The organism is Stenotrophomonas sp. YJH_SMC_122 (genome assembly GCF_059369535.1).
In genome coordinates, this window is sequence record NZ_JCAFST010000005.1 from 88,211 (window position 1) to 109,812 (window position 21,602).

Below are 21,602 nucleotides of genomic sequence, written 5' to 3' on the forward strand. Positions count from 1 at the left end.
TCCAGCTCACGAAATAGCCGCGAGCTTAGGCGATCAGAGGGTGAAACACGGAGTGCCCGCGAGGTAGAGAGCTCAAATGCCCACCAGGCCAACAGGCGCGCCAGGCTTAGGCTTGCTGGGATTTGCGGCAAACTCGCAGAGTCCGGGTTCGCATTCCGTCGTGGCATGAAGGCACTCGACTTGGCGTCTGATGTCAGGCTACACGATTTTCGTGTATTCGGTACCGGGTCATAGATTCCTTGGTCGCTTCTGGAAGGCGGCCATGGGCTCGAAGACGATCTACACGCAGGCTTACCGAGAGCTGGTGCACCAATTGCGCTCGCGCCGGGAGGCGATGGGCCTGACCCAGACGGAGGTGGCCAGTCTGCTGGGCTGGCCCCAGCAACGCCTTTCGGCGGTGGAAGCGGGTGCGCGGCGGTTGGACGTCGTCGAATTCATCGAGCTCACCACTCAGCTGGGACTGGCTGCGAGCTCCCTAGTTGAAGACCTTGGTCGAGCTCTAGGTGTCTCTAAATCCAAACAGGATTGACACACGATCCTGTAATTGCATCCGGATCCTGGGGCAGGCTCGCTGAAATCTGAATAAGTTCAGATCTGGGTGGACGGCCCTAAATTCTGCGCTGCTTACGTTTGACGTTAGAGATTGCCCGCAACTGGGCGATTTTCTGTGCGTCAGACACTGTCTGGATCTGGACTGCCGGCTTTGGAAGCTTTCAGTCTTTGGATGCGCTGCTGCATCCTGCGTTCCATTTCTGAATGCGTAATGCTAGGGCGAGTGTCGCTCACACTCGCCGCCACCTTGTTTCGCAGCCAAGCCTCATAGGCCGCTTTCGCTTTAGCGGCCTCACATTCTTCTGCATTCGGGCTGGCACGGTCGGTCATGCGCGAAGTGTAGCGCTGGTTCCGGAGTGGTGGAAATGGGAGAGCAGGCCTCCGAGATATGGCGGCGCTGATTAGCGTGCGTTATCGGGGGTAGGGCGACTATCGGCTCTTGCCCGGAAGCAGACGTGCGCAGGCGTGCTCCCCGATCGAGGCACCGCTTGCCGCTTGCGGCTTAGGTGATCGCTTGCATTTCTGGGCTTGGCGTTTGCTCTGGACTGGAAGCGGGGGCATAGTTCCTCCATCAGAATGGAGGAACTAGACCCGCCATGACAACACCATCGGAGCGGAATCGGCTGGTGTCTGCGGCAACGCAATCGGCGATGGAAGCCAAACTGGGCCGGAAGCTGACCTCGTCGGAGAGCGACAAGATCTGGAACACGGGATCATTTCAGGGGCTTGAGATGATCGATATGGCGATTCACTACGCGCAATCCGTTGATGCTCTTGAAGCGTATCTCGCCGGGTTGCCGGAGCGGGACCCATTGCCTGAGCGTTATACAAAGCGCTTTTGATTGGCCTATTTACACTCAGGCTTTCACTCAAGCGTGCCTGATTGGCCTCGTTGGAGCGCCGCGCCAATCTGCTCGGTGAGAACTTTCAGGGATTGCTGAAATGCGGCTGCAAATTCCTGGCCGCCGTTTCTCTCGTGACTTTGAGTGATCGAAGGTAGCAATCTGGTCCACGGTGTCGAGCAGAACTCCTGGATCTTAGTGTGTTAGAAACGAAACCCGAAGCGCATACTCCATTGCCTTGAGGTAGCCGCGGTGCATCTCAAGTGCGGCCTGGCATGCTTGGAGGCGATCAAGGATTTCTGTGATCTCGGAGGTCATGGCAGTCTGGACAGGAAGGGGAGTGGACGGCGATAGTCTGCGAACATCTAGGCGAGCCCGCTATGAGCATTCTCAACCTTCTGCTCACTCGTGACCACCTTGTCGTCGCAGTGGATACACTTGCAGAGGATGCTCTCACAGGGGCACATTCCGCAGGGGCGAAGCTGCTGCTGATCCCTCAGCACAACCTGATGCTTGCTACGCGAGGCTCTACGCAGTTCTTCCTCCGAATTCATGAGCTAGTACTCCAAGCCAGCTTCCGCGCAGACTTCACAATGGAACAGCTATCCGCTGAGTTGGGGCTGGTGGTGGACCAGTTGTGGCCGAACTACGAGAAGGCGGCAGCCGAGGCAGGACTGCCGATCGAGCAGCTCGGAACCGAGTTGGTGCTTGGCGGATGGTCGCCGAAGAACGGCCGGATGATGGCCACGGCATATGCCAAGAGTGACAGCGGGCGCCTTTGCGTGGTCCAGCAGATCGGGGGGCAGCTGGCGTCGCCGGGCGAGCCGCTCCAGTCCGTGACGCCTAGCATGGCCCAGACGGATATTCTGTCCCATGCGCGTCTGCAGGCGAGCTACCTCAATAAGCAAATGGGACGAAATGTGGCGGGAGGTCGACTGCTGGTTGGGTTCCTGCAGAAGGGGCAGGCCGTGCTCAAGGATCTAGGGGAGATTTAGGTCTTGAATGTCAGCTGTGCCAGGGGCTGAATTCTCAGTTCAATCATGGCCCTAAGGGCAAAAGACCGCAGAAGGTCACGGTCAGCCGCGGATTAGGGATGTTCATCGGGGGTGGGCCGGGGGATGCTGAACTTACTTTTGAAACTCCAGGAAGAAGCGCTGGATCGCTTCGTTCTTGCCATTCCAACGTCGATTCCAATATCAACTTGTGAGACTTCTGCTGCGATAATCGAGAGTGGAGTCGGAAGTAAAATTGGCATCTACACGATCGTTGTACGTTAATGCAGAAGAATGCCACTCTTTGGAGCAACGCGTAACCATAGAGCCGTGACCGAGCGCCTTCAAGGAGGTTGAAGGCGCAGCATCAGATAAAGGAAGAGGGGAACACCATGCATCATCCATTCCGACGCACACACCGCGTGCTGCGAAACGCGCCTGCGTGCGCGCCGCCGTGCTGGAGGGCCTGAGATGGCATCCAGCTTGAAGTGGCTTGATCATGACGCCACCGCCTACGATCGCAGCACTCGGCTGCTGGCATTGTTCAAAGAGCCCGATACCCGCGATGAGCTGGGAATCGGGCGTATCCGCGATGCGCTTTCAGACCAGTTGTTCCCGGGAACCTCGGTCATCCAGACCCGGCTGCGATACATGCTGCTGTTGCCCCGCATGTTCATCGATCTGGAGCACTCGAACGTTGCGGCTAAGGACTTCGCCGACCGCGCGCGGACCCGGGAACTGGTCCTTAACGAGCGTTTAGAAGCGGAGGATGGGGCGTTCGGAAAGTCATCAAAGCGAACGCTCAAGCGGCTGGCCAGCTCGGTGTACTGGGCCGGCCTGCGCTCGTGGGGCATCCTGGTGCGCGCCGGTTCACAACGGGATTACTACGCGGCCATCGACCAGATCCGCGACGAACGCCGCCAGAAGCTCCGCTATGAGGATGGGCTGGAGGATCTGGATTCACTGGCCCCAACCTGGCACGCTGACATCCCGACCCTGGTCGCATCCACTGCGCTGGATGAGGGTTCGTTCGCGCTGACTCGGGAAGAGGCCACCTTCATCCGTGAACAGTGGAAGCGCCATCATCCCACTAGCTTGTTGACTTGGCTGGCGCAGGATGAAGTCAGGTTGCGGGATTGCAAGGACGCAGGCCTGCCGTGGCTTCACCCGCAGCTGCGGCGTGCGCCGGCGCTGTTGCAGGCATTGGTGGCGCATGCGCACCGCTTTTCGGACCTCGCCCTTGGTGCTGCGCTGCTCTACAACCTGGCGCTGGCCGAGGCGTCGGGCAACACCGAGCGCAAGACGGAGTACGACGCAGCGCTCGAGCGCTGGATCGACAACGTGCCTGCGTTGAAGCTTGATACGTGGGACATGCCCGCGTTCTGGGAGCAGGTGCAGCAAGGTGGGAAGCCCGTCCACCCATCGCTGCGCCGCTTCGTGGACGAGTGGCTGGCACTGGTCCACGCCGGCAAGGCCGACGGCGCGAGTGCGCGCGAACTGATCAAGCGCCGCGAGGGCGACATGAAGGGCACCCTTTCCCGTTTCCGCGCCGAGAACCTGCCGCGCTGGAACGGTGCGTCGGGTGTGGGGCGGCTCAACTATCGCTGGTCGATCACCCAAACCCACCTTGCCGACCTGTTGCATGGCCTGGAGGCCGCATGATCGAACCCAATGATCGCAGCACGCTCACCGAGGCTCTTCAGCCACCGCCAGGCTACCGCTTCGATGCCGGCGTGGCGACGACCTACAGCCTGTCCTTGGGGGCCTTGCTGGGGCTGCCGGCGCACATGGCAGTGCTCCCAGGGCAGGAAGGCACCGCCGAGGATGACCCTGTGCGGGCACTGGAAGGCCTGCGCCGCGCCAGCCAGAAACTGGCCGTCTTCTGCGAACGCGGGCGGGTCGGGGCCCCGGCTCGCGGCAATGCGCTGGCCGTGATGGCCGAAGGCATGGTCCATGAGGTGCGAGCAAAGCATGGTGGCAGCTTCCACCCAAAGCTATGGGCGTTGCGCTTCATTGCCGAGAACAAGGGCACGACGCCGAAACACCGCGTGCGCCTGCTGGTACTGACGCGCAACCTGACATGGGACCGCTGCTGGGACCTCACCCTGTGCCTGGAGGGTGAGCCAATGCCGGCAAAGCCGGAAGACAACCGGAACAAGGCCGTGGCAGACTTGCTGCGCTGGCTGCCGCTGAACGTGGTGGGCAAGGCGCCCGACGCGGCCCGCCAGGCCATGATCAGCTCCCTGGCCAAGGACATCGAACGGGCCAAGTGGGAACTGCCGGAAGGGTTTACCCAACTGCAGCTGCACGTGCTGGGCATGGGCACGCGTCCAGCACCGTGGGTTCCGTTTGCCGATGATGGAAATACCAGTGAAGCCTTGATCATCTCACCCTTCGTGGCCGGCCACGCGCTGCAGGTGATGGCCAGCCGCTGTAGCGGCGCCGTGCAGGTGATCAGCCGCAGCGATGAGCTGGACCAGGTATCGCCCAGCGTGCTGGATGGCCTAGGGGGCGTGCACGTGCTGAAGCCGGAGGCGGACCTCTCCGAGGGTGAAGAGGATGTCGATGGTGACATGCTGCATGGCCTGCACGCGAAGATGGCGGTGTTCCAGCGCGGGCAGCGGGTACACGTTGCGGTCGGTTCGGCCAACTACACCAACCGGATCTTGCAGGAAGGTACCAACGTGGAGGTGGTGGCGGAACTGAGCGGCATGCTGCGGAAGCTGCCATCCCCCAGCCAGTGGCTGGGCGAGAAGTACCTGGCGCCGATGCTCGACAGCTACACGCCCGCTGCGGAACCGGACCCCGAAGTGGCCGAGCGTCGTGAGATCGAGGACCGGCTCGACACGCTACGTGCCCAAGTGGCCAAGGTGGAGTGGGTGATGGCCTGCGCGCGGGCGCAGGATGCAGGCTGGAAGCTGTTGCTGTCCAGCAGCAATCTCCACATTGAGGGCTGCACGCTGCAGGCATGGCCGCTTGCCGTGCTGGCCGAGCGTGCCCAACCGGTGGTGGGGGGCAAGGCAGAGCTGGGAACCTTCGCCAGCCACGAGGTGAGTGCACTAGTTGGCTTCCGGCTGGCGCTAGAGGATGTGCGCGCGGCGGCACTCGGCGTTGGCTCGGTCTGCTTCGCGCTGGAAGCGAAGCTGAAGGATGCGCCAGGTGATCGCGGAGATGCCTTGATGGCCCATCTGCTGGGCAACCGCGCAGCGTTCCTTCGCTACTTGGGCCTGCTGCTGGACGATCCCACCCTGGCAGGGGGCGCGAGTGGAGGGGAGGCCAAGAGCCCCAAAGGCAAGGGCGCGGCGGGACTGGCCACGGACTCCCCGTTGTTCGAAAGACTGTTGCGCATCTACGCGCGCGAACCGGAGCGGCTGCAGACCATCGACCGCGTGGTCAAGCGGCTCAAAGGCAGGGAGGTGGCTGGGGAGTCCTGCCTTCCCGATGAGTTCGTAGCTCTGTGGAACGTGGTGGGCAAGGCAGTGGGCAAGGGGGGGGCACGATGAGCGCGGACCATGACATGACCGATCCGACGCCGGTGCTGGATCGGCTGAAGAAGTTCCAATTGAAGACGGTGAACTACGCGTTCCGCCGGATGTACGAAGATGCCGAGCCGGCATCGCGCTTCCTAGTGGCCGATGAGGTGGGGCTGGGCAAGACTCAGGTGGCCAAGGGCCTGATTGCACGCGTGGTGGCGCACAAGGCAGCAGAGAAGCGCCGCCTGGACATCATCTATATCTGTTCCAACGCATCCATCGCAGCGCAGAACCTGTCCCGCCTTCGTCTGAAATCGGCCAAAGCCGTGGTGCGCGCAACGCGGCTCACCCTGCTTCCGCTGGCGTTGAGGCAATCCGGTGAAAGTGGGCTTGAAGAGGCCGGCGTCAACTTCATCAGCTTCACGCCCGGCACATCGTTTGAAACCGCCCGCCGTGATGGAGTGAAGTGGGAAAGGATCCTCATCCATCGGATGTTGCAGAGCGTTACGGTGCTCGACAGCAAGGGTTTGGCCTGGGTGCTGCGCGGCGGGCTGAAGGAAAACTGGAGGAGCCAGTTCGTTCATTCGGACGCGGAAGATGAGCCGGACATTGGGATTACTCGCGCATTCATCCAGGCAATCCGCCAGGACAGGAAGCAGTTCCGGAAACTGGTAGCGGTCTGCCAGAAGCATTCCCGCCGCTTGAGGCGGTCGTTGGACGACGCAGAACGTGCCGAAGCGCTGGAACATACCGCGTGGCTGCGCCACACGTTGGCGCGCTGTTGCCTCAAGGCACTCAAGCCGGACCTGGTAGTACTGGACGAGTTCCAGCGTTTCCGCGAACTGCTGCATGCACCCGACCGGGAGGAAGAGGAAAATGCCGAACGAGCGGCATCGGCCGCCGAACTTGCGCAGGAGCTGTTCAACCACGAAAGCAAGCCGAAAATTCTGTTGCTTTCGGCCACGCCCTACAAGATGTACGTGTCGCAGCTGGAGCGGGAAAACCACTACGAGGATTTCCTGGCCACGGCAAAATTCCTGTTCAACGATGCGGACAGGGTGGCTGCGTTGACGGCTGACCTAGCCGCCTTCCGCACAGCGCTGGTAGGCATGGGCGCAGGGAACTGCGATGCAGGGGCGATCAAGCAACGCATCGAATCGCAGTTGAAGCGCGTCATGTGCCGCACAGAGAGGGTCGGAGCCACTCAGGGCCGTGATGCGATGGTGCGCGATGTGCCGCTGCCACTCCCGCTCACGGCCGAGGACCTAGCCGATTACGCCTGCGTGGATGCGCTGGCCCGTGAATGCGGGACCAACGATGCCATGGAGTTCTGGCGCTCCAGCCCCTATCTGCTCAACTTCATGCGCCAGGACGGCTACACCTTCAAGAAGCGCATGATGGAAGGTAAGAGCCAGCGGGCACTGGGGACAGTGCTTGCCCAGCACCCACGCTACCGGATCCTGACGCAGAGCGCCCTGCAATCCTACAAGCCCATGGTGGCCGCCAACCCGCGGCTGGATGTGCTCGCCAGGGAAATGAAGGACCAAGGGAGCTGGAGGCTGCTGTGGGTGCCGCCGTCCTTACCGTATTGGCAGGGCGAAGGAGCGTATGCGGAGGTGTCACGCTTCAGCAAGACGCTGGTGTTCTCCAGCTGGAACATGGTGCCCGATGCAGTGGCCGGCCTGCTGTCCTACCACGCAGAACAGCTGGCCATGGAGGGACTGACGCCTAGGCCCAAGGGAGCGCGCCTCCGTTTCAGCAGCGGCAATCACGGCCATGACGACATGAGCACCTTGGCGCTCATGTTCCCTTCGCACGCACTGGCCACGCTGGTGGATCCCCTTGCGCTCTCCGCTGCGGCAAAAGGCAGCTTGACCTTGGCCGACGCACGCGCGCAGACCGTTGAGCGCATTGAGCAACGCATCGCGAGCCTTGGGCTGCATGAACCTGACCAGGTTGGCCCACCGGACGTGCGCTGGTACTGGTTGACGCTGTTGATGCTGGAGCGCGCAGAGCGCCCGATGGAAGCCCGTGACGGCTGGGGAGCGCAGGCGTTGTTGGTCGACGAGGGAGGAGGGGAGGAAGACACCCCATCCGCGAAGAGGACTGGCGACGGCTTCGCACGCCACGTGGCGTACTGGGAAGCGGTCTGGAACGATGGCTTTGGTGCCAAGGGACTGCAGACCCTTGGTCCGCGGCCGGCAGACGTTGCCGAGGTACTTGCTGACTTGGCGCTGGGGGGGCCGGCCGTGTGTGCCTTCCGCGCCATGCTGCGTTTGCTGCCCGAGGCCAACGAGATCGACCTTCGCCTGGCGGCCGTCAAGGTGGCCGATGTGCTGCGGCGCCAGTTGAACATGCCCGAGGCGATCGCCATCATCAAGCACGAGGGCGAAGCGGTGTACTGGCGGCAGGCGCTGGCGTACTGCGCCGAGGGCAACCTGCAGGCGATGCTGGACGAGTACCTGCACCTGCTGCACGAGGAAACAGAGGCTGACGAGAAGCGATCGCACGCCCAAGCCATGGCCGAAGCCGTGGGCGCCGCCGGCCACGTGCGGGCCAGCCAGCTGCATCCTGAGGCGGTGAAGCTGGAAAACGGCAGGCTCAAGGAGGATGGCAACCTGTCGATGCGCTGCCGGTATGCCATGCGCTATGGCAACGCTACTGAGGACGACAAGGTTGTGGCACGCAAAGATGCGTTGCAGAAGGCATTCAATTCACCTTTTCGTCCCTTCGTATTGGCCTCCACGTCAGTGGGGCAGGAAGGCCTGGATTTCCATTCGTGGTGCCACTCCATCGTGCATTGGAACTTGCCGGGCAATCCGGTGGACCTGGAGCAGCGTGAGGGGCGCGTACACCGCTACAAGGGGCTGGCGGTGCGCCGAAACGTGGCGCGGCTTTCCGGCTTCGTGCCCGGCTCGGCGGCGGGGGACCCATGGCATGGTTTGTTCGAGCAAGCGGAAAAAGAGGCCGAGGGATGCCACATCAAGGGATTAGTGCCGTACTGGATCTGTGAGGCACCCGGGGGCGCGGCGGTGGAGAGGAAGGTGTTCCAGTTCCCGATGAGCCAGGACCAGCTGCGGTTTGACCGTCTCAAGAGCAGCCTGGCGCTGTACCGCATGGTGTTCGCACAGCCGCGCCAGCAGGACCTGTTGGGCCACCTGCAGGCGCGCAATGAGGCCGGCGAAGAAATCCAAACATTGCTGGACCAGTGGCGGATTGACTTACTTCCCGATTAGGGATGTTTATCGGGGGTAGGGCATGGCAGCTCCCGACCCGTAACAGCCATTCGAGATGAGACACGCTCAATGGGCTTCGCTTATGTTGCCCCGCTTGCATATTTGCCATGCACCCCCACGGATCATGGCTAGCTCATAGGTGCCAAATTAGAATTGAACGGGCCGAAGCATGCATCGGCCATTGAAAGCGGTATGGCGGCCTTCCGACTAGTATTTGATTCACGGCCCCCGCCAGGGGGCATCCTACGACCCAGGGGAACGCATTGGCTCTTCGACACAGCTACGTCTACCACGTCCTGAAATTCCTCAGGAACGGACAGGCCCGAACGGCTCGCGACCTACTCCGACTGCTCGCGGTGGAGCGCGAGAACATGCGGTCGAAGGAAGGGAAGGACTTAGCAGGCCCACAGAGACTTGAGCAAATGGAAGAAGTGCTCGCCGGCCTCGCGGAAATCGGCGTGCTGTCAATTGGGAGCGACGGTCGCATCTTGCCTGACAACGATTTGCCTTCGCCAAGCTTTGACGGTGGTGGTGATGAAGGTGGTACACCTGGAGGACCCACCGGACCCCAGTCCGGTGACGGCGGCGGGGCGGGATTGTCCGAGATCCTTGGGCACGGCGTACTGTTCTGCCTATCCGATGACGCACAGGATGCCTTACTTGACGCTGCATTCAGCGCCGGACTTCCGGAAGAAGGAGCTCACGGATGATCAGTGTCTCAGCCCTACCGCTGTTGGCCTACAAGGTCGGACCGAACCTCTTTGACCTGTCGAGCAATTTGCATCACGTCAGCATGCGCGATCAGATCCATCGCGCCGTGGCGCTTGCGGAAGCACTTGTGGCGGGCAACCAATTCCAGCCCGGCCAACAGGCGCTGATCGTCGGTGCCGGGGTCGCTGGCGTCGTGGCAGGCATGGTGCTTGCACGCCACCGTGTGGAAGTCCAAATCGTCGATGCTTCGGTAGATGCACCTTTTCGGTTGCAGCGCGGTGTCGCCACGCGATACGTGGGTCCGTACATGTACGAATGGCCACTCGCGGTACATGGCTGCCAAAAAATGCCTCCGCCAGTGAATAAGGCGCTGTTTCCTTGGGCTGCTGGCAAACCGACGGCGTTGCCATTCAGCACCAGCCTCCCGGCCAATCCAGATGATCTCGTCAAGGATTGGGAGCCGATCCTCAAGCAGGCCATCGCCAGTTCGGGCGGCCGACTTAGGCTACAGGTAGGGATCAACAGCCTCGCAACCAATCGAGACGTCAAGCATTGGCTCCATACCGAACGGGATATCGCGGAAAAGCGACATCCACGCAAGCCAACGCGTGCGGTCACCATTTATGGCGGCACTCCTTGGGGTGGAAGCCAGAAGCCATACTCCCCGCTGATACCACGTTTCGTGCTACTGGCTGCGGGCATGGGAGCGGAGAACAACATCGTCACTGACAGCAGCGGTAATGTCTTGCTACAGGGAAACGCCTTCTGGGCGAATGACGACATTCGCAAATCTTATTGCGGCCTGTCCTCACCGCCGCGAGTGGTAGTGATCGGCGGTGGCGATGGTGGCCTGCAAGATGCGCTTCGAGCGGCGACGATTGACGACCATCCTCTCGCCACTTGGGATCGGCTCTTGGCCAAGGACACGAACAAGGTATTGCCCGAGGCGCTGGCTGATATCCAAGCCATGGAGGCGCAGCATGGGCTCAACGCTATCTGGACGGCGACGGATCCCTTCCGTAACCAGGAGCTACCCACCCTCGACGCCGCCTATCAAAAACTGGCCACATCGCTCGCGGGAGATCAGTACGTCAAGCTGGCTGTGCTTTCCAGCTTGCGCAAGGACGTGAGCAGCGTGCACCTGTGCATCAAGGATGCGTGCTTTTCCAAGGCTTATGCGCTCAACCGCTTCCTGGTGCATCTGCTCGAGCAATGCACGAAGAAGGCAGTCGGTGCGGGCGCATCCCCTTTTCTGGAGGTAACCCGGAACGTGACGCTCACTTCCGCGATGAATAACGGTGCCATGCAGACGCTGACTTTTTCGAATGGCATGACATTGCATGCCGAGATCGTGATCGTGCGATTCGGGCCGGATCGTAGCGCTCTTCCGGCACAGTGGCTCGGGCTTACCACCAAGGACACGGTAAATCGGCAAGAGCTAGCCGCCGTGCCCCTGCCTCTGTACCTGCCACCAAGTTGTTGAAAGACCGCTTTTGGCCGGAAGGGGACATCGACGGGGCAGGGGATTAGGAAGATTTATCAGGGGTAGGGCAGATCGCTGCCTCCTGCCGCAGGGCGTCATGCGACCAAAAGCAGACACCCGTCTTCCCTCCGGTTAGAGCCTAGCGAGGCCTTCGGCCGTATCTATGGGTCCGCCTATGCGCGGACTTGTTGGCCGGAGAGTGCAGGCCTAAAATCGATGTATATCAAGGGGAAAGCGCAGCATGTGGTGCGCCGTGGGCAGGTCACATAGCTCCACCCAGAGAATCGGCTCGCCACACCGAACGGAAGTCTAACCAATCAAGGACTCATCCTATGCCAGACCTGTTGAACGACACGAACGAGGCCCTGCTCTGGGCGAAGGAAGCGATTGAACGCCAAGAGTCCGGGCTGTACGGGCAAATTGTTTCTGCAGTGGTTTGGACCGATGCGCGCGGTGAGGACGGTTCACCGTTGGTAGATGCTGATCCTCAATCGATACTTTCTGCCTTGAGACGGCAGCGATTGCCGCTCTTGCTCAACCATGATCCGGGCAGACCCATGGGACAGGTTCTTGAAGCAGAGTACTTTGAATCACCTAATGGCCAGGCGTTCGTGGCAGCCATCATGGGGTATTACTCCAGGGATCAGGTTCTAACGTTCGCCGACCTAGGGCTTGACAGCATCTCCGCGCCGCCGATTGGTGAGCTACCCGAGCCACTTGGGGACCTGTGGATTGAACTCGCTTGCGATCCCAGGGAAATATCGGACGAGTGGCTCGATGTTGTAGCTGCTGGTGCTCCAATGCCCATTGTCCGCACTCCGCTATCACATAATTCAAATGAGGCCGTACAAGAGCTGATCCGCGTTGGAATCGTTTTTGTTTTGCTAGTGGGGATGCCTGCAGCGAAGGCTTTCGGCACCGAGCTCGGCAAAGACATCTACGCTGGCGTGAGCAATTGGCTAAAGAATCTTATTGCAAGTACAAGCAAGCATCAGGCTCCACTAATTTGCATTGAAAGCCATCAACAAGACTGCCAAGTTAGCTTTCTTATTCGTGGGAATGACGTAGCAACGAACTATGCAGCCCACGATGGCATTTCTCAGGCAGCCGCCCAAGCCGCTAGGATAATTGCGCTGTTAGCGCAACGTGGCATGCCAGCGTCCAAATTGGTCTATGAATTCGATACTGATTCGATGAAATGGTATCCATCATATGCGGCTCTCGAGAATAGCCGCCTCATTACTAGCTCCCCAATGCTCATTGCAATGGCGGCAGACACACCTACCGGACTAAGTCTCGGGCTTGCGCACAAGGACATGGGCTCGAAGCAGTGAAGCCGCCGACCAACCTAATAATGTCAACCCGCCGAACTGCGACATTTTGAATTGGAAATGGCAGGGATGATGCGCCCAAGGATTGATAGGCTGGTCCGCTCGTCCAGGAGCAGCGCAGGGGATTGGGTGGATTTATCGTTGGTAGAGAACCTTGGCACTTGACCCAATCAATTGGCGGACGGGGTTTGTGCCTAGGCTAGGGTGCCTAAACGCGATCAAGTCGCAGGTTGCAGAGCTTCAGTTAGATCGCGGACGGGCGCCCCCAGATCGCGCCAGCGATCCGGATGGCACGTCATCATTATCAGTTGATGGCGTTGAGATGCGTCGTACAACACACGCTTGAGCCGGTCCAGGCGATCCTTATCGGTGTGCACCAGGGCGTCATCAAGCACGAGCAGAGTTGGGGCTCCGGATTCCTTCAGGAGGTCGGCATAAGCGAGACGGCAAACCAGCCCGAGCTGTTCACGCGTGCCGAAACTCTGCTCACCGTAGTCGCCGGCGTTTCGCCCATCTTGGGTGACCAACCCACCGGGCAGCAGGCCAGCGCCCATAACGAGCTGTTGATCTGGGAACAGGAGACGCAAGTAGTGGTCGATACGGGTTTGCAGCGGTGCGAGAAGACGCTGCTGCACGGCTGAACGCCGCCGTTCGAGGATGTCCAGCAGATGGGTCAGGACTTCGACTTGGCGCTTGTACTGATCGACCCGCTGGGTGAGGGAGGCCTGTTGTACATGCAACTGGTCGCGCTGCTCCTCAAGGCCATCGGCCCCCACATGCTGGATCTCGACGCGGAGATGGGTCATGCGATCGCGGGCCAACTCGAATCGTCTGCGCTCGGCATTTGCGCTGGCATGAAGGCGCTCGACATCCAGCCTGAGCTGGTCAGAATCAAGGGCTGCAGCCTGCGCCTCTAGCGCACGAAGCTGGTTGGTCGCGTCTCGAGCCTCCGCTTGGGCCTGGAGTAGCTTGGCATCGACGTCACGTATCTCTTCCTGCCGGGACGGGGAGTCCACGCGGGCCTGCATGTCAGTCACTGCCGTCGCAGCCCGGTCGCGCGCGAACTCGGATTCCCGGAGTTGCTGCTGATGCTGGGTGCGGTCATCTCTGACTTGCGCCACAGTGGCCTGTGCGTGGCGATGAGCCGCTTGAGCATCCGCCAAGGGCAGGGTGGCCTCGACTGGTGACGGCAGCGCCGCCAAGCGCGCGGTGATCGCACTACGGTCGGTGTCGATCTGGTCCAGCTCGACGGTGAGGGCGGGGATCCCTTCGGGCGCGACAGCCCGCAGTTCGCCGCGGGCAACGTCGGCGGCATGCAGCGCCGCCCGGTAGGCATCTGCCTTCGCCTCTGCTTCCTGCAGGCTAGTCACGCCTGCGGAGGTGAGGGCCGTAGCCATTGCGTCTTCGGCGCGGGTGCGGCGCGACACAAGCGCTTCCAGATCCTCGCCACCGGGCCGAATCTCCAGGCGACCCAGTCCCGGCAGCTCGATCTCCACGGGTTCGGTGACCAGCAGTTCGCCGTCACCGGCGAGCGTCACCTGGCCGGCGCGGAGCTGTACGCCTGCATCGATGGCATAGCCGACGCGAGTACCGACCACTTCCAGCCGTACCACGGCGTCGCGCAGATCCGCCGACCGTTCGCGGATGTCCTCGAGATCGGCAGCATCGAGCCGGGTCGCGGCCGCTTCCGCTTGCCGCACCTCGACCTGAGCCTTGGCCTCTAATGCCTGCGCGTGGCGCGTGATCAGCGCCGCGTGCTGGTACTCGATCCTCCTCTGCTGGTCGGTCAGGTCTGCACGGGTGGAGGCATCCTGAGCCTTCTGGAGCGCAAGCGTAGCGGACTCCATGGCGCTCTCGGCCGCGGCGTAGCGGCCGTGGACCTGCTCAGATCGTGCCTGCACTTGGGCGAGGGCATCGGAGGCGTCGTCCAACCGGGACTTGGCCGTGGCGAGTAAGGCCTCGGGTTCGCGCAGCTCTCCGAGCCGATTGGTGAAGAGCGTGGTGCGAGTACCAGCGTCGTCGCGCCGCTTCTCCTGGGCATCAATCGAGCCGCGCAGCCGCTCGGCTTCATCCAGGCTAGACTGGGCTTGGGCGCGGTGGGCTTCCAGCCGCTCCCAAGGCCGGTGGGTTTCGAGGTCGCTGATGGTCGCTTGCAGCCGTCCCAACTCGTCCACCTGGCCGCGGTATCGGTCGATGCGGCCGTCGAGATCGCGCAGCCGGTCGGTGCAGGCGGCAAGCTCCTGGCGGGCGGTGGCGTAGGGCCCGCGAGGATCGTTGCGCGCCCCAGTCACAAGGGCGTCCTTTTGGGCATTGAGCTTGTCGATGACGGCATCACCGCCGGTGCTGGCGACGCACCCGACGAGGGCCTGCAGCGCGCTCTGCAGGTGGGCGTCGGCATGCCCCACCTGGTCGTGCACGTCCTGCCCGGTGCCCTGTTGCACCCACAGCAGACCCGGTATACCCCAGTTGTCGCTGCGGCTCGCGCCTCGGCCGGCATAGCTGTAGCCGATCAGCGAGGCGAGGTGATTCTCCGCGTCCTCACCGTCGAGCGTCTCTCGAGCATAGGACAGGGAACATCGCTTGGTGACCAAGAAGCTCTTCTCGAGGCGGTACGGGGTGTCGGCGACCGTGAAGTCGAGCTGGATGGTCGGAGCGACGCCGGCGGCGTCACGCGGGCGGAGGTGGTCGACCGACCCGGACTTGTAGCGCTCAAGGAAGGCGGCACGAATGGCGTCGACTAGCGTTGACTTGCCGGTGCCGTTCGGGCCGGCGAACACGTTGAGACCTGGGTCCAGGTCATCGAGGACGACCGCGGCCCGAAACATGCGAATGTTCTGTAGTGCGATGCGTTGGAGCTTCATGCGGCGGCTCCGGAGGTGTTGAGGCTGCGCATGGTGGTCGCGAGCAGAATCAGGCTGTCCCGGGCGAGATCGTCGCCGGCGCCGTCGAGAGTTTGGGCGATCCGCAGCTCGTCGATGGCATCGGCCAGGTAGCCGTCAGCACGCAAGCTGGCAATGTCCTCGGAGGAGGGCAGCAGCTGGAGGCCTGCCAGATCCCAGCGCAGGGCCAAGACGCGTCCCTGCGCGCGGGAGACGGCACGCTGGATGCGCTCATGGCTGGCAAGGTCCACCGTGCCGGCGACGGTGAGCTCGATGACGTCCGTGGTAGACAGTGTTTCTAGGGTGGTCTCCAGCGCCTCGATGTCGCTGGCCACTTGCAGCCGGGCATTGAGTTGGCGCCATTGGTGGCGGCCCGTGCGAACCTGGCGGACACGCGGCTCTTGACCAGCCTCCACTTCGACGATCAGCACGTTGCCGGGCTCATTGCCGCGAAAACGATCCTGCTCATGCGTGCCGCTGTACCAGGTGCGGGCGTCGATCTGGGCGGCGCCGTGCCAGTCGCCGAGTGCCAGGTAATCCAGACGGGCGCTGGCGGCGCGGCCAGCGGCGATGGGGTTCGCGGAATCGATGCCGTCATGCAGGATGCCCTGCACGCTGCCGTGGGCCATACCGATACGGATGACACCCGATTCGGTCGCTGCGTCCTCGAACCATTCGGTGAGGTCGGTGAAGGTGTTGCGTTGGGTGAGCGGAGCAGGGAGGACCGCAACGTTGCCGTCCAGCAGCGAGAGCGGCGTGGCGGTAAGGCAGAGGACCGCGTTGGAAGGAACGGCGCCGAGGCGCTGCGCCCGGGTCCAGACCGATTCGATCAGGCCGGCATCATGGTTGCCGGGCATGAGAAGCCATGGGCCAGGATAGAGTTCCATGGCGCGGAACGCCTGCTGGATCGTCTTGTCAGCAACCGTCTGGGCGTCGAACACGTCGCCGGCGACGAGCACACCGTCAACCTGTTCGGCCGCGGCAAGCTCGGCGATCACGCGAATGCCGTCGATGCGCGCCTTGGCAAGGAGGGCAGCGTCGTCCGGCTCGAAACCACCGAAATGCTTTCCGATCTGCCAGTCGGCGGTGTGAAGGAATTTTGGCATTGGAAGTCTCGCGCGATATGTACTCGATTGGACGCTATAGAGCGAAGTTTGCCGCATGCAAAACTGACTGGCGATCCTCAAGAATCTGACATTTCCAAAGAGATCAGGCTTAGGTGCTCTAGCATGTTCATGACACACTGCTGACATCGCCTAAGGATCGGGGATCCTCACGGAAAGCTTCGTAGCTTCTGAACTGGCTGTGCAGACTCCGAGTTGAATCCTGTGAGCCAACGGGCTCAATGGCGTTTTGCTGGAGTGTGGCGACCAGATCGTCCAGAACTAGCTCGCGCGCAGTGACAAAGGTGGAAGCGAAGCACCGCCAGAACTTCCAGCCCGCACGCTCCAGGATACGCTGGCGGCGCATGTCATGCTGCCACTGATCTGGACCGTGGTACTGATCTCCATCGCATTCGACGGCCAATCGCGCGTCACCGGCACCTTCTACCACGAGGTCAATTCGGTAACTTCCCACCCTCACCTGTGGGCGCACTCGGTAGCCACGCTCCACAAGCGCGTCGTACATCCCGCACTCGAAAGGCGATTCACACAGCCTCCTCAGATCTGCGACCTCCTCCTCGTTCTGAAGGTATGGGGTACTGAAGTGCTGCATGAGGCCAGCCCGAAGCTTGTCGGCTTGGCTCAGCTCTTCCAGGGTAATACTACGGACCAAGTACATCCGATCACGAGCGCGGGAGGCAGCAACGTTGTAGCGCTGTCGGAACATCTCCTGAGATGAGGCTTGGGCACGCCCAGAGACCACCATAGAGAGAAACATGATGTCTCGCTCTTTGCCTTGGAACGTTCGGGCATCACCAAAGGCCATGTGATGCTTTTCGATCGTCGACTCGCCAAGTTCCGCGGCGACCTTGTCCCAAACCAGCTTTGCCTGCTCGCTACCCACCAGCGAAACCACACCAATGGTTCGCTTGGACATACTTGGGTCTTGAATGATCTTCCGGATCTCCTCCAGGATGAACCTGGCTTCGCCTTCGTTCGTCTTCCCGTTCCCACGCGCACCGTCAAGCACATGAACATCCACCAGGGGCGGATCCAGTCGCTCAGAGGAGCGGGGTAGGCGCAAAGGACGGAGTTCGTGATTGTAGAACTCGCGCTTTGAGTACTCGATGATCGGTCCGACACAGCGGAAATGCTCACGAAGCATGACCTGACCATGCGCAAAGACAACCTTAAACAGGTCGTAGATCGATTTGTCCGGCGACATTTGGGGGCGGTAAAGCCCCACCTGCCCTCCCAAGAACTGATTCATTAGGCTGCGAATCTTGTCTTCCTCCAGGCCCACCCCCTCCGGTGATACCTGCTGATCATCGCCAACAATCAAAATCTTCTTGGCGCGAAGAATGGCCGGGAGTGCGGTCAGATCCGACTGGGATGCCTCGTCGATGATGACAAGATCGAACTCCCCCAAGGCGACAGGCAAGGATTCGCTCACGCGATAGTGAGGCATGATCCAGCATGGGATTGCGGGGCTGGCCTGTTCAGCCGCATCGCGCGCATCCTTCCGAAAGCGAGGTGCCCTGACCCCAGTGCCCTTTCCAATACGCGTAATGGCGACGCGATAGGCCTCCAAGGCGGAGCGAACAGCAGGTGAAGCCTTCTCTGCCATCTGAAGCCAAGCGCGCTCAGTGACCGCAGTCTGGTAGAGCCGGGCAAGGTCTGTCTCCATTTCGGTTCGCTTTCGCGAAAGTTGCTTCAACGTTTCGCGCCCGTCGATGGATTCCACAAAGGTCAGCAGACGGCGCCTGCGCCACAGAGATCGCCAGTTGTCCGGTAATAGGACGTCGTGCGCTGAAGTCATGGCCTCAGTGCGCAACTGCTCGGCCCATCGCAGCGCGCCCGATTTCTTAATCTTGTCGGTCACACTGGCGATGATCTGAAGGTGTGGGGATTGGCTGTGCTGACGCCTAAGCTCCCCCATTAGTTCGGACCATTGGGTCTGAATCTCTGCATCTTGAATGCTTGAATCGCCCAGCCGTAGCTCAAAGAACTTGGAAATTTCTCGCGTGATGTCGCTCTGGCAGTCTGCGACCGCCCGAGAGAAGATATCTTTCGTCGCCCATGTGGACGCCAGTCGGTTGCGACTCAGATTGTGATCGATAATCTCAAGCGCCTTCTCCAGTTTAGCTGCGTCATAAGGGGTTTGACCCACATGGGCCCACGCGGGAAGGAGGGCGGGAAGTAGAGAGGAGAGAATCTTCTCTTCTCGCAGGAACTTCTGTAGCGAATCGAACGCGGACAGCAGGCGCGGGGCGTTGGAGATGACCTCTTCCGGATTCGAGAGATTCGGCAGATGCAGATCCGGCGCAACTGCGTTCCAGCGCGCCAACAAGGATGAGCACTCCTGGCGGAATCGGATAAACAGAAGTACGTGATTCCACTCCTCGTCGCCGGCCGGAGTTCTGCCGACCACTTGGACCTGGTCAAGAAGCTTCTTCTCCACTGACTTGCCGAAAATCCCGGCAAAGCCGAATGCTCTCTTCCCCTGGGACAGGTTATCAACAGCATTCGGCAGATCGGGGCCTGCCATGAAGCCTTCAGGCAGGAGTACCGGGCGAGACAAGAATTGGGTGCGGCTATCGGCCAAGCTGAGAATGTCGGACCTCAGTGTTCCAAATACCGCAAGCAGCCCGTCTTTGCTGCTGGCTCTCCGAAGGAAAGCCTCAAGGTCAGGCAGCCATGCACCTCCGTGTTCGTCAAGACTCTTGCGTGAATTCTGGAGTCCCACGATCTGGCTCCTTACCTCGATTGCCGCATCGATCGTTGCCCCTTCCATGTCTCGAAGGGGTGGCACTGTCGCTGATGCGACCATGGCATTCAAGGAGGTCAGCTGCTTCATGTCCTGGTGAAGCTGAAGCAGCCGCTCCGTCGTGGGGAATGCGTCCAGTGCCGGAAGGGTCTGGTCGAGTAGAGCCAGGTCCTTACCTAAGGCGCCGCGCGCACCCCGCAGTGCCACGATGTCGGCATCGCCGAACGCGGGTGCATGTATGGCTTCAATCGTAAGTGCATCAGGGATCCATGCTGCTTCGTTCGGATGAGCGGCTACCTCTTGTGCCATCTCAAGCGGCGTAAGCTTCTGGTCATCCAATTGGATGGGCTCAAGGTTCTTGCTGGCCCAGCGGGCGATCTCATGCTCGGTCTTGGCGATCTGAGCATGAAGCTGATCGATACGCTGCTCAAGCTGGGTGACTTCGCGACGCAGTTCTGGCCGATTGATTCTGGTTACCTCAGCCGCAATCTTCCGAATGGAGTTCTCGAACTGCTTCATTCCATCAGCTTCACTGCTGAGCAGGCTAATGGCCAAGGGGCGGATCTCTTCCGGAAGTTTTTCCTGCAATACGGCGAGTGCCGGATCCTTCATCGAGGTGACCAGGACACGCTTGCCAGACGCAAGATAGTGCGAAATTACGTTGGCGATCGTGTGGGTCTTGCCAGTGCCAGGTGGTCCTTGGACTACAACACCATCATGGTGATTCAGCATCTGGACTATCTGGACCTGCTCGTCGTTGTAGGGCATCGGGAAGTAGAGATCCCTAGCCTTCGCCCCGGTGCATGCGTTGGGGTCGATATTCGACAGTCCCCGGTAGATCACTGGAGCCGGGTCTTGGCTATCGACAGATGGGTTGGCCACGAGGGCCAAGGTGGCAGGGGAGAGCGTTCTCAGGCTTAGGCCGTCGTCAATCAGTTTTTCGAACTGTTCCAGGTCTTGAATGAACAGGCTTGATGTGCGCGCTCGCGCGAAGAGTGCCCATGTGTCAGTAACCTTCAGGTTCTCATCGGCCTTTGGAAGTTGGCGATCATCGGGGATATTTTGATCCGGCCAATAGACGCCGTTGGGGTCCAGGAGGCTCGCCGCACTTTTCAACAAGGGCTCGAACGTGCTGGAAGCAAATGGACTGAATTGATCCGCCATTCTGGAGAGGAACTGCTTTCCGGCACGTGCCACCTCGGACACGCCGAGGTTGTCCATGGACGTGTAGATATCCAGTTCCAGGCGCGGCTCGGGTGACCGCGGACGAACTTCGATGGCATGTGTCGATTCGTCGACGGACAGCTCCACTAGCTTGGTAATAACTGGGTAGCTGATTCTACCTCCGGGGCACTCCCAGACCGCATGGCCGATGCCCATCACCAGCTCTAGCGGCGAATCCACCAGATTTCCCTGTAGCATTTGATGGGCTGCGAACAAGGAGGCATATTTCGAGATCGTCTTTCGGACTTCTTTCTCAGCGTCTGCCCATGGCTGCCAGATCTGGGCGACATATGTCGCCAGCTCTGCATCGAGCTGTGCCATGATCGGCAGGGTGTCCACCGGGATAGGCTTCGCTGGGTCCGCTGACTCAGGCAAATCAATTCCAAGGTCCTCGACAGTCTTACAGTCAACAGTCGATACGATGGCCGGTTCACTGGCAGGGTTCTTGGACTGCAGGATCAGAGTCGCCAGGAGCTTGGTCTTTGGAATCGGAGGGGTGCTTTCATGCAAGCGCTCGACTCGTATCCAGACATCGTCCTCTGCAGAACCTTGGTCAAATTGGATGCCAGGAAGGCCTCTGAGTTCGTGCTCATGGGCCTTGAAGAACCCGTGCTGCTCCACAGTTCGTGGCGGCGTTCCCTTCAACTTGGCGGTCTGTACGACATAGGCCAGCAGGCCCTTCAGGCGATCGGTGATGTTCGGATCGGTCATAGTCTTGGCAACTTGAGTATCGATGACTTCTGACGGCGGCTCCGCCGCACGCAGGCCAGCACCCACTTCTGTCGGTGTCGGCAAGGCATCGTTCGGCATGACAGGAGCAGTCTCTGGGCCTTGGTCACGAAGGTGTTTCTGGACTTTGAGCGCTAGGTGTCTAGCCAGGTCGGTTTTTCGGTGCGAAAGCTCGTCCGCAAGAGCTTTTAACGCAGCCGTGTCGCAACGCGAGACAGAGTCCCTGAAAAGCTTCTCCAGATCGCGCGAGCTTGCATTGAAAAACGGCCGAATGCTCATG

General features: G+C 60.8%; 13 protein-coding genes. 9 read left to right on the forward strand and 4 right to left on the reverse strand.

Translation table 11 applies throughout. The features are described 5' to 3' along the window. The first annotated feature begins 262 nt into the window (after positions 1-262). A complete protein-coding gene (locus AC5P66_RS08790) occupies positions 263-529 on the forward strand; it encodes a helix-turn-helix domain-containing protein (protein ID WP_197601257.1) in 267 nt (88 codons plus the stop codon). Between the two features lie 143 nt (positions 530-672). On the opposite strand, the gene AC5P66_RS08795 is transcribed toward AC5P66_RS08790, so the two are convergent. Then, on the reverse strand, positions 673-882 hold the full coding sequence (locus AC5P66_RS08795; protein ID WP_495216206.1) for an antitoxin PaaA2 family protein: 210 nt from the start codon (positions 880-882) through the stop codon (positions 673-675). Between the two features lie 320 nt (positions 883-1,202). Here AC5P66_RS08795 and AC5P66_RS08800 point away from each other — a divergent pair, with 320 nt between their 5' ends. The 8 genes from AC5P66_RS08800 to AC5P66_RS08835 all read left to right on the forward strand — a co-directional run bounded on the left by AC5P66_RS08800 (position 1,203) and on the right by AC5P66_RS08835 (position 12,623). After that, positions 1,203-1,394: a hypothetical protein gene (locus AC5P66_RS08800; protein ID WP_495216207.1), complete on the forward strand. Its 192-nt coding sequence runs from the start codon at positions 1,203-1,205 to the stop codon at positions 1,392-1,394. Positions 1,395-1,774: 380 nt separating this feature from the next. After that, entirely contained in the window at positions 1,775-2,389 is a 615-nt protein-coding gene (locus AC5P66_RS08805; RefSeq protein WP_495216208.1) for a hypothetical protein, read from the forward strand. A gap of 468 nt (positions 2,390-2,857) precedes the next feature. Continuing rightward, on the forward strand, positions 2,858-4,048 hold the full coding sequence (locus AC5P66_RS08810) for a DUF6361 family protein (RefSeq protein ID WP_495216209.1): 1,191 nt from the start codon (positions 2,858-2,860) through the stop codon (positions 4,046-4,048). Beyond that, positions 4,045-5,889, forward strand: a complete 1,845-nt coding sequence (locus tag AC5P66_RS08815; RefSeq protein ID WP_495216210.1) for a phospholipase D family protein — start codon at positions 4,045-4,047, stop codon at positions 5,887-5,889. The genes AC5P66_RS08810 and AC5P66_RS08815 overlap by 4 nt, the downstream gene beginning before the upstream one ends. 14 nt (positions 5,890-5,903) lie before the next feature. Then, positions 5,904-9,095, forward strand: a complete 3,192-nt coding sequence (locus tag AC5P66_RS08820; RefSeq protein WP_495216212.1) for a helicase-related protein — start codon at positions 5,904-5,906, stop codon at positions 9,093-9,095. A 422-nt stretch (positions 9,096-9,517) separates the two neighbouring features. Then, positions 9,518-9,805 carry a hypothetical protein gene (locus AC5P66_RS08825; protein ID WP_138984343.1) on the forward strand — a complete coding sequence of 96 codons (288 nt, stop codon included), beginning with the start codon at positions 9,518-9,520 and terminating at the stop codon, positions 9,803-9,805. Next, the gene (locus AC5P66_RS08830) at positions 9,802-11,289 is read left to right on the forward strand and encodes a hypothetical protein (protein ID WP_495216213.1); all 1,488 of its coding nucleotides are present in this window, start codon (positions 9,802-9,804) and stop codon (positions 11,287-11,289) included. The genes AC5P66_RS08825 and AC5P66_RS08830 overlap by 4 nt, the downstream gene beginning before the upstream one ends. 332 nt (positions 11,290-11,621) lie before the next feature. After that, complete coding sequence (locus AC5P66_RS08835) at positions 11,622-12,623, forward strand: hypothetical protein (protein ID WP_495216214.1); 1,002 nt, start codon at positions 11,622-11,624, stop codon at positions 12,621-12,623. 215 nt (positions 12,624-12,838) lie between these two features. On the opposite strand, the gene AC5P66_RS08840 is transcribed toward AC5P66_RS08835, so the two are convergent. The 3 genes from AC5P66_RS08840 to AC5P66_RS08850 form a co-directional block, all read right to left on the reverse strand. Continuing rightward, positions 12,839-15,481, reverse strand: a complete 2,643-nt coding sequence (locus tag AC5P66_RS08840) for an AAA family ATPase (protein ID WP_495216215.1) — start codon at positions 15,479-15,481, stop codon at positions 12,839-12,841. Next, a complete protein-coding gene (locus AC5P66_RS08845) occupies positions 15,478-16,605 on the reverse strand; it encodes a metallophosphoesterase family protein (protein ID WP_019337486.1) in 1,128 nt (375 codons plus the stop codon). Before AC5P66_RS08845 ends, AC5P66_RS08840 begins: the two co-directional genes overlap by 4 nt. Before the next feature lie 127 nt (positions 16,606-16,732). Next, the gene (locus AC5P66_RS08850) at positions 16,733-21,601 is read right to left on the reverse strand and encodes a PDDEXK-like endonuclease domain-containing protein (RefSeq protein WP_495216216.1); all 4,869 of its coding nucleotides are present in this window, start codon (positions 21,599-21,601) and stop codon (positions 16,733-16,735) included. Position 21,602: the final 1 nt, after the last annotated feature.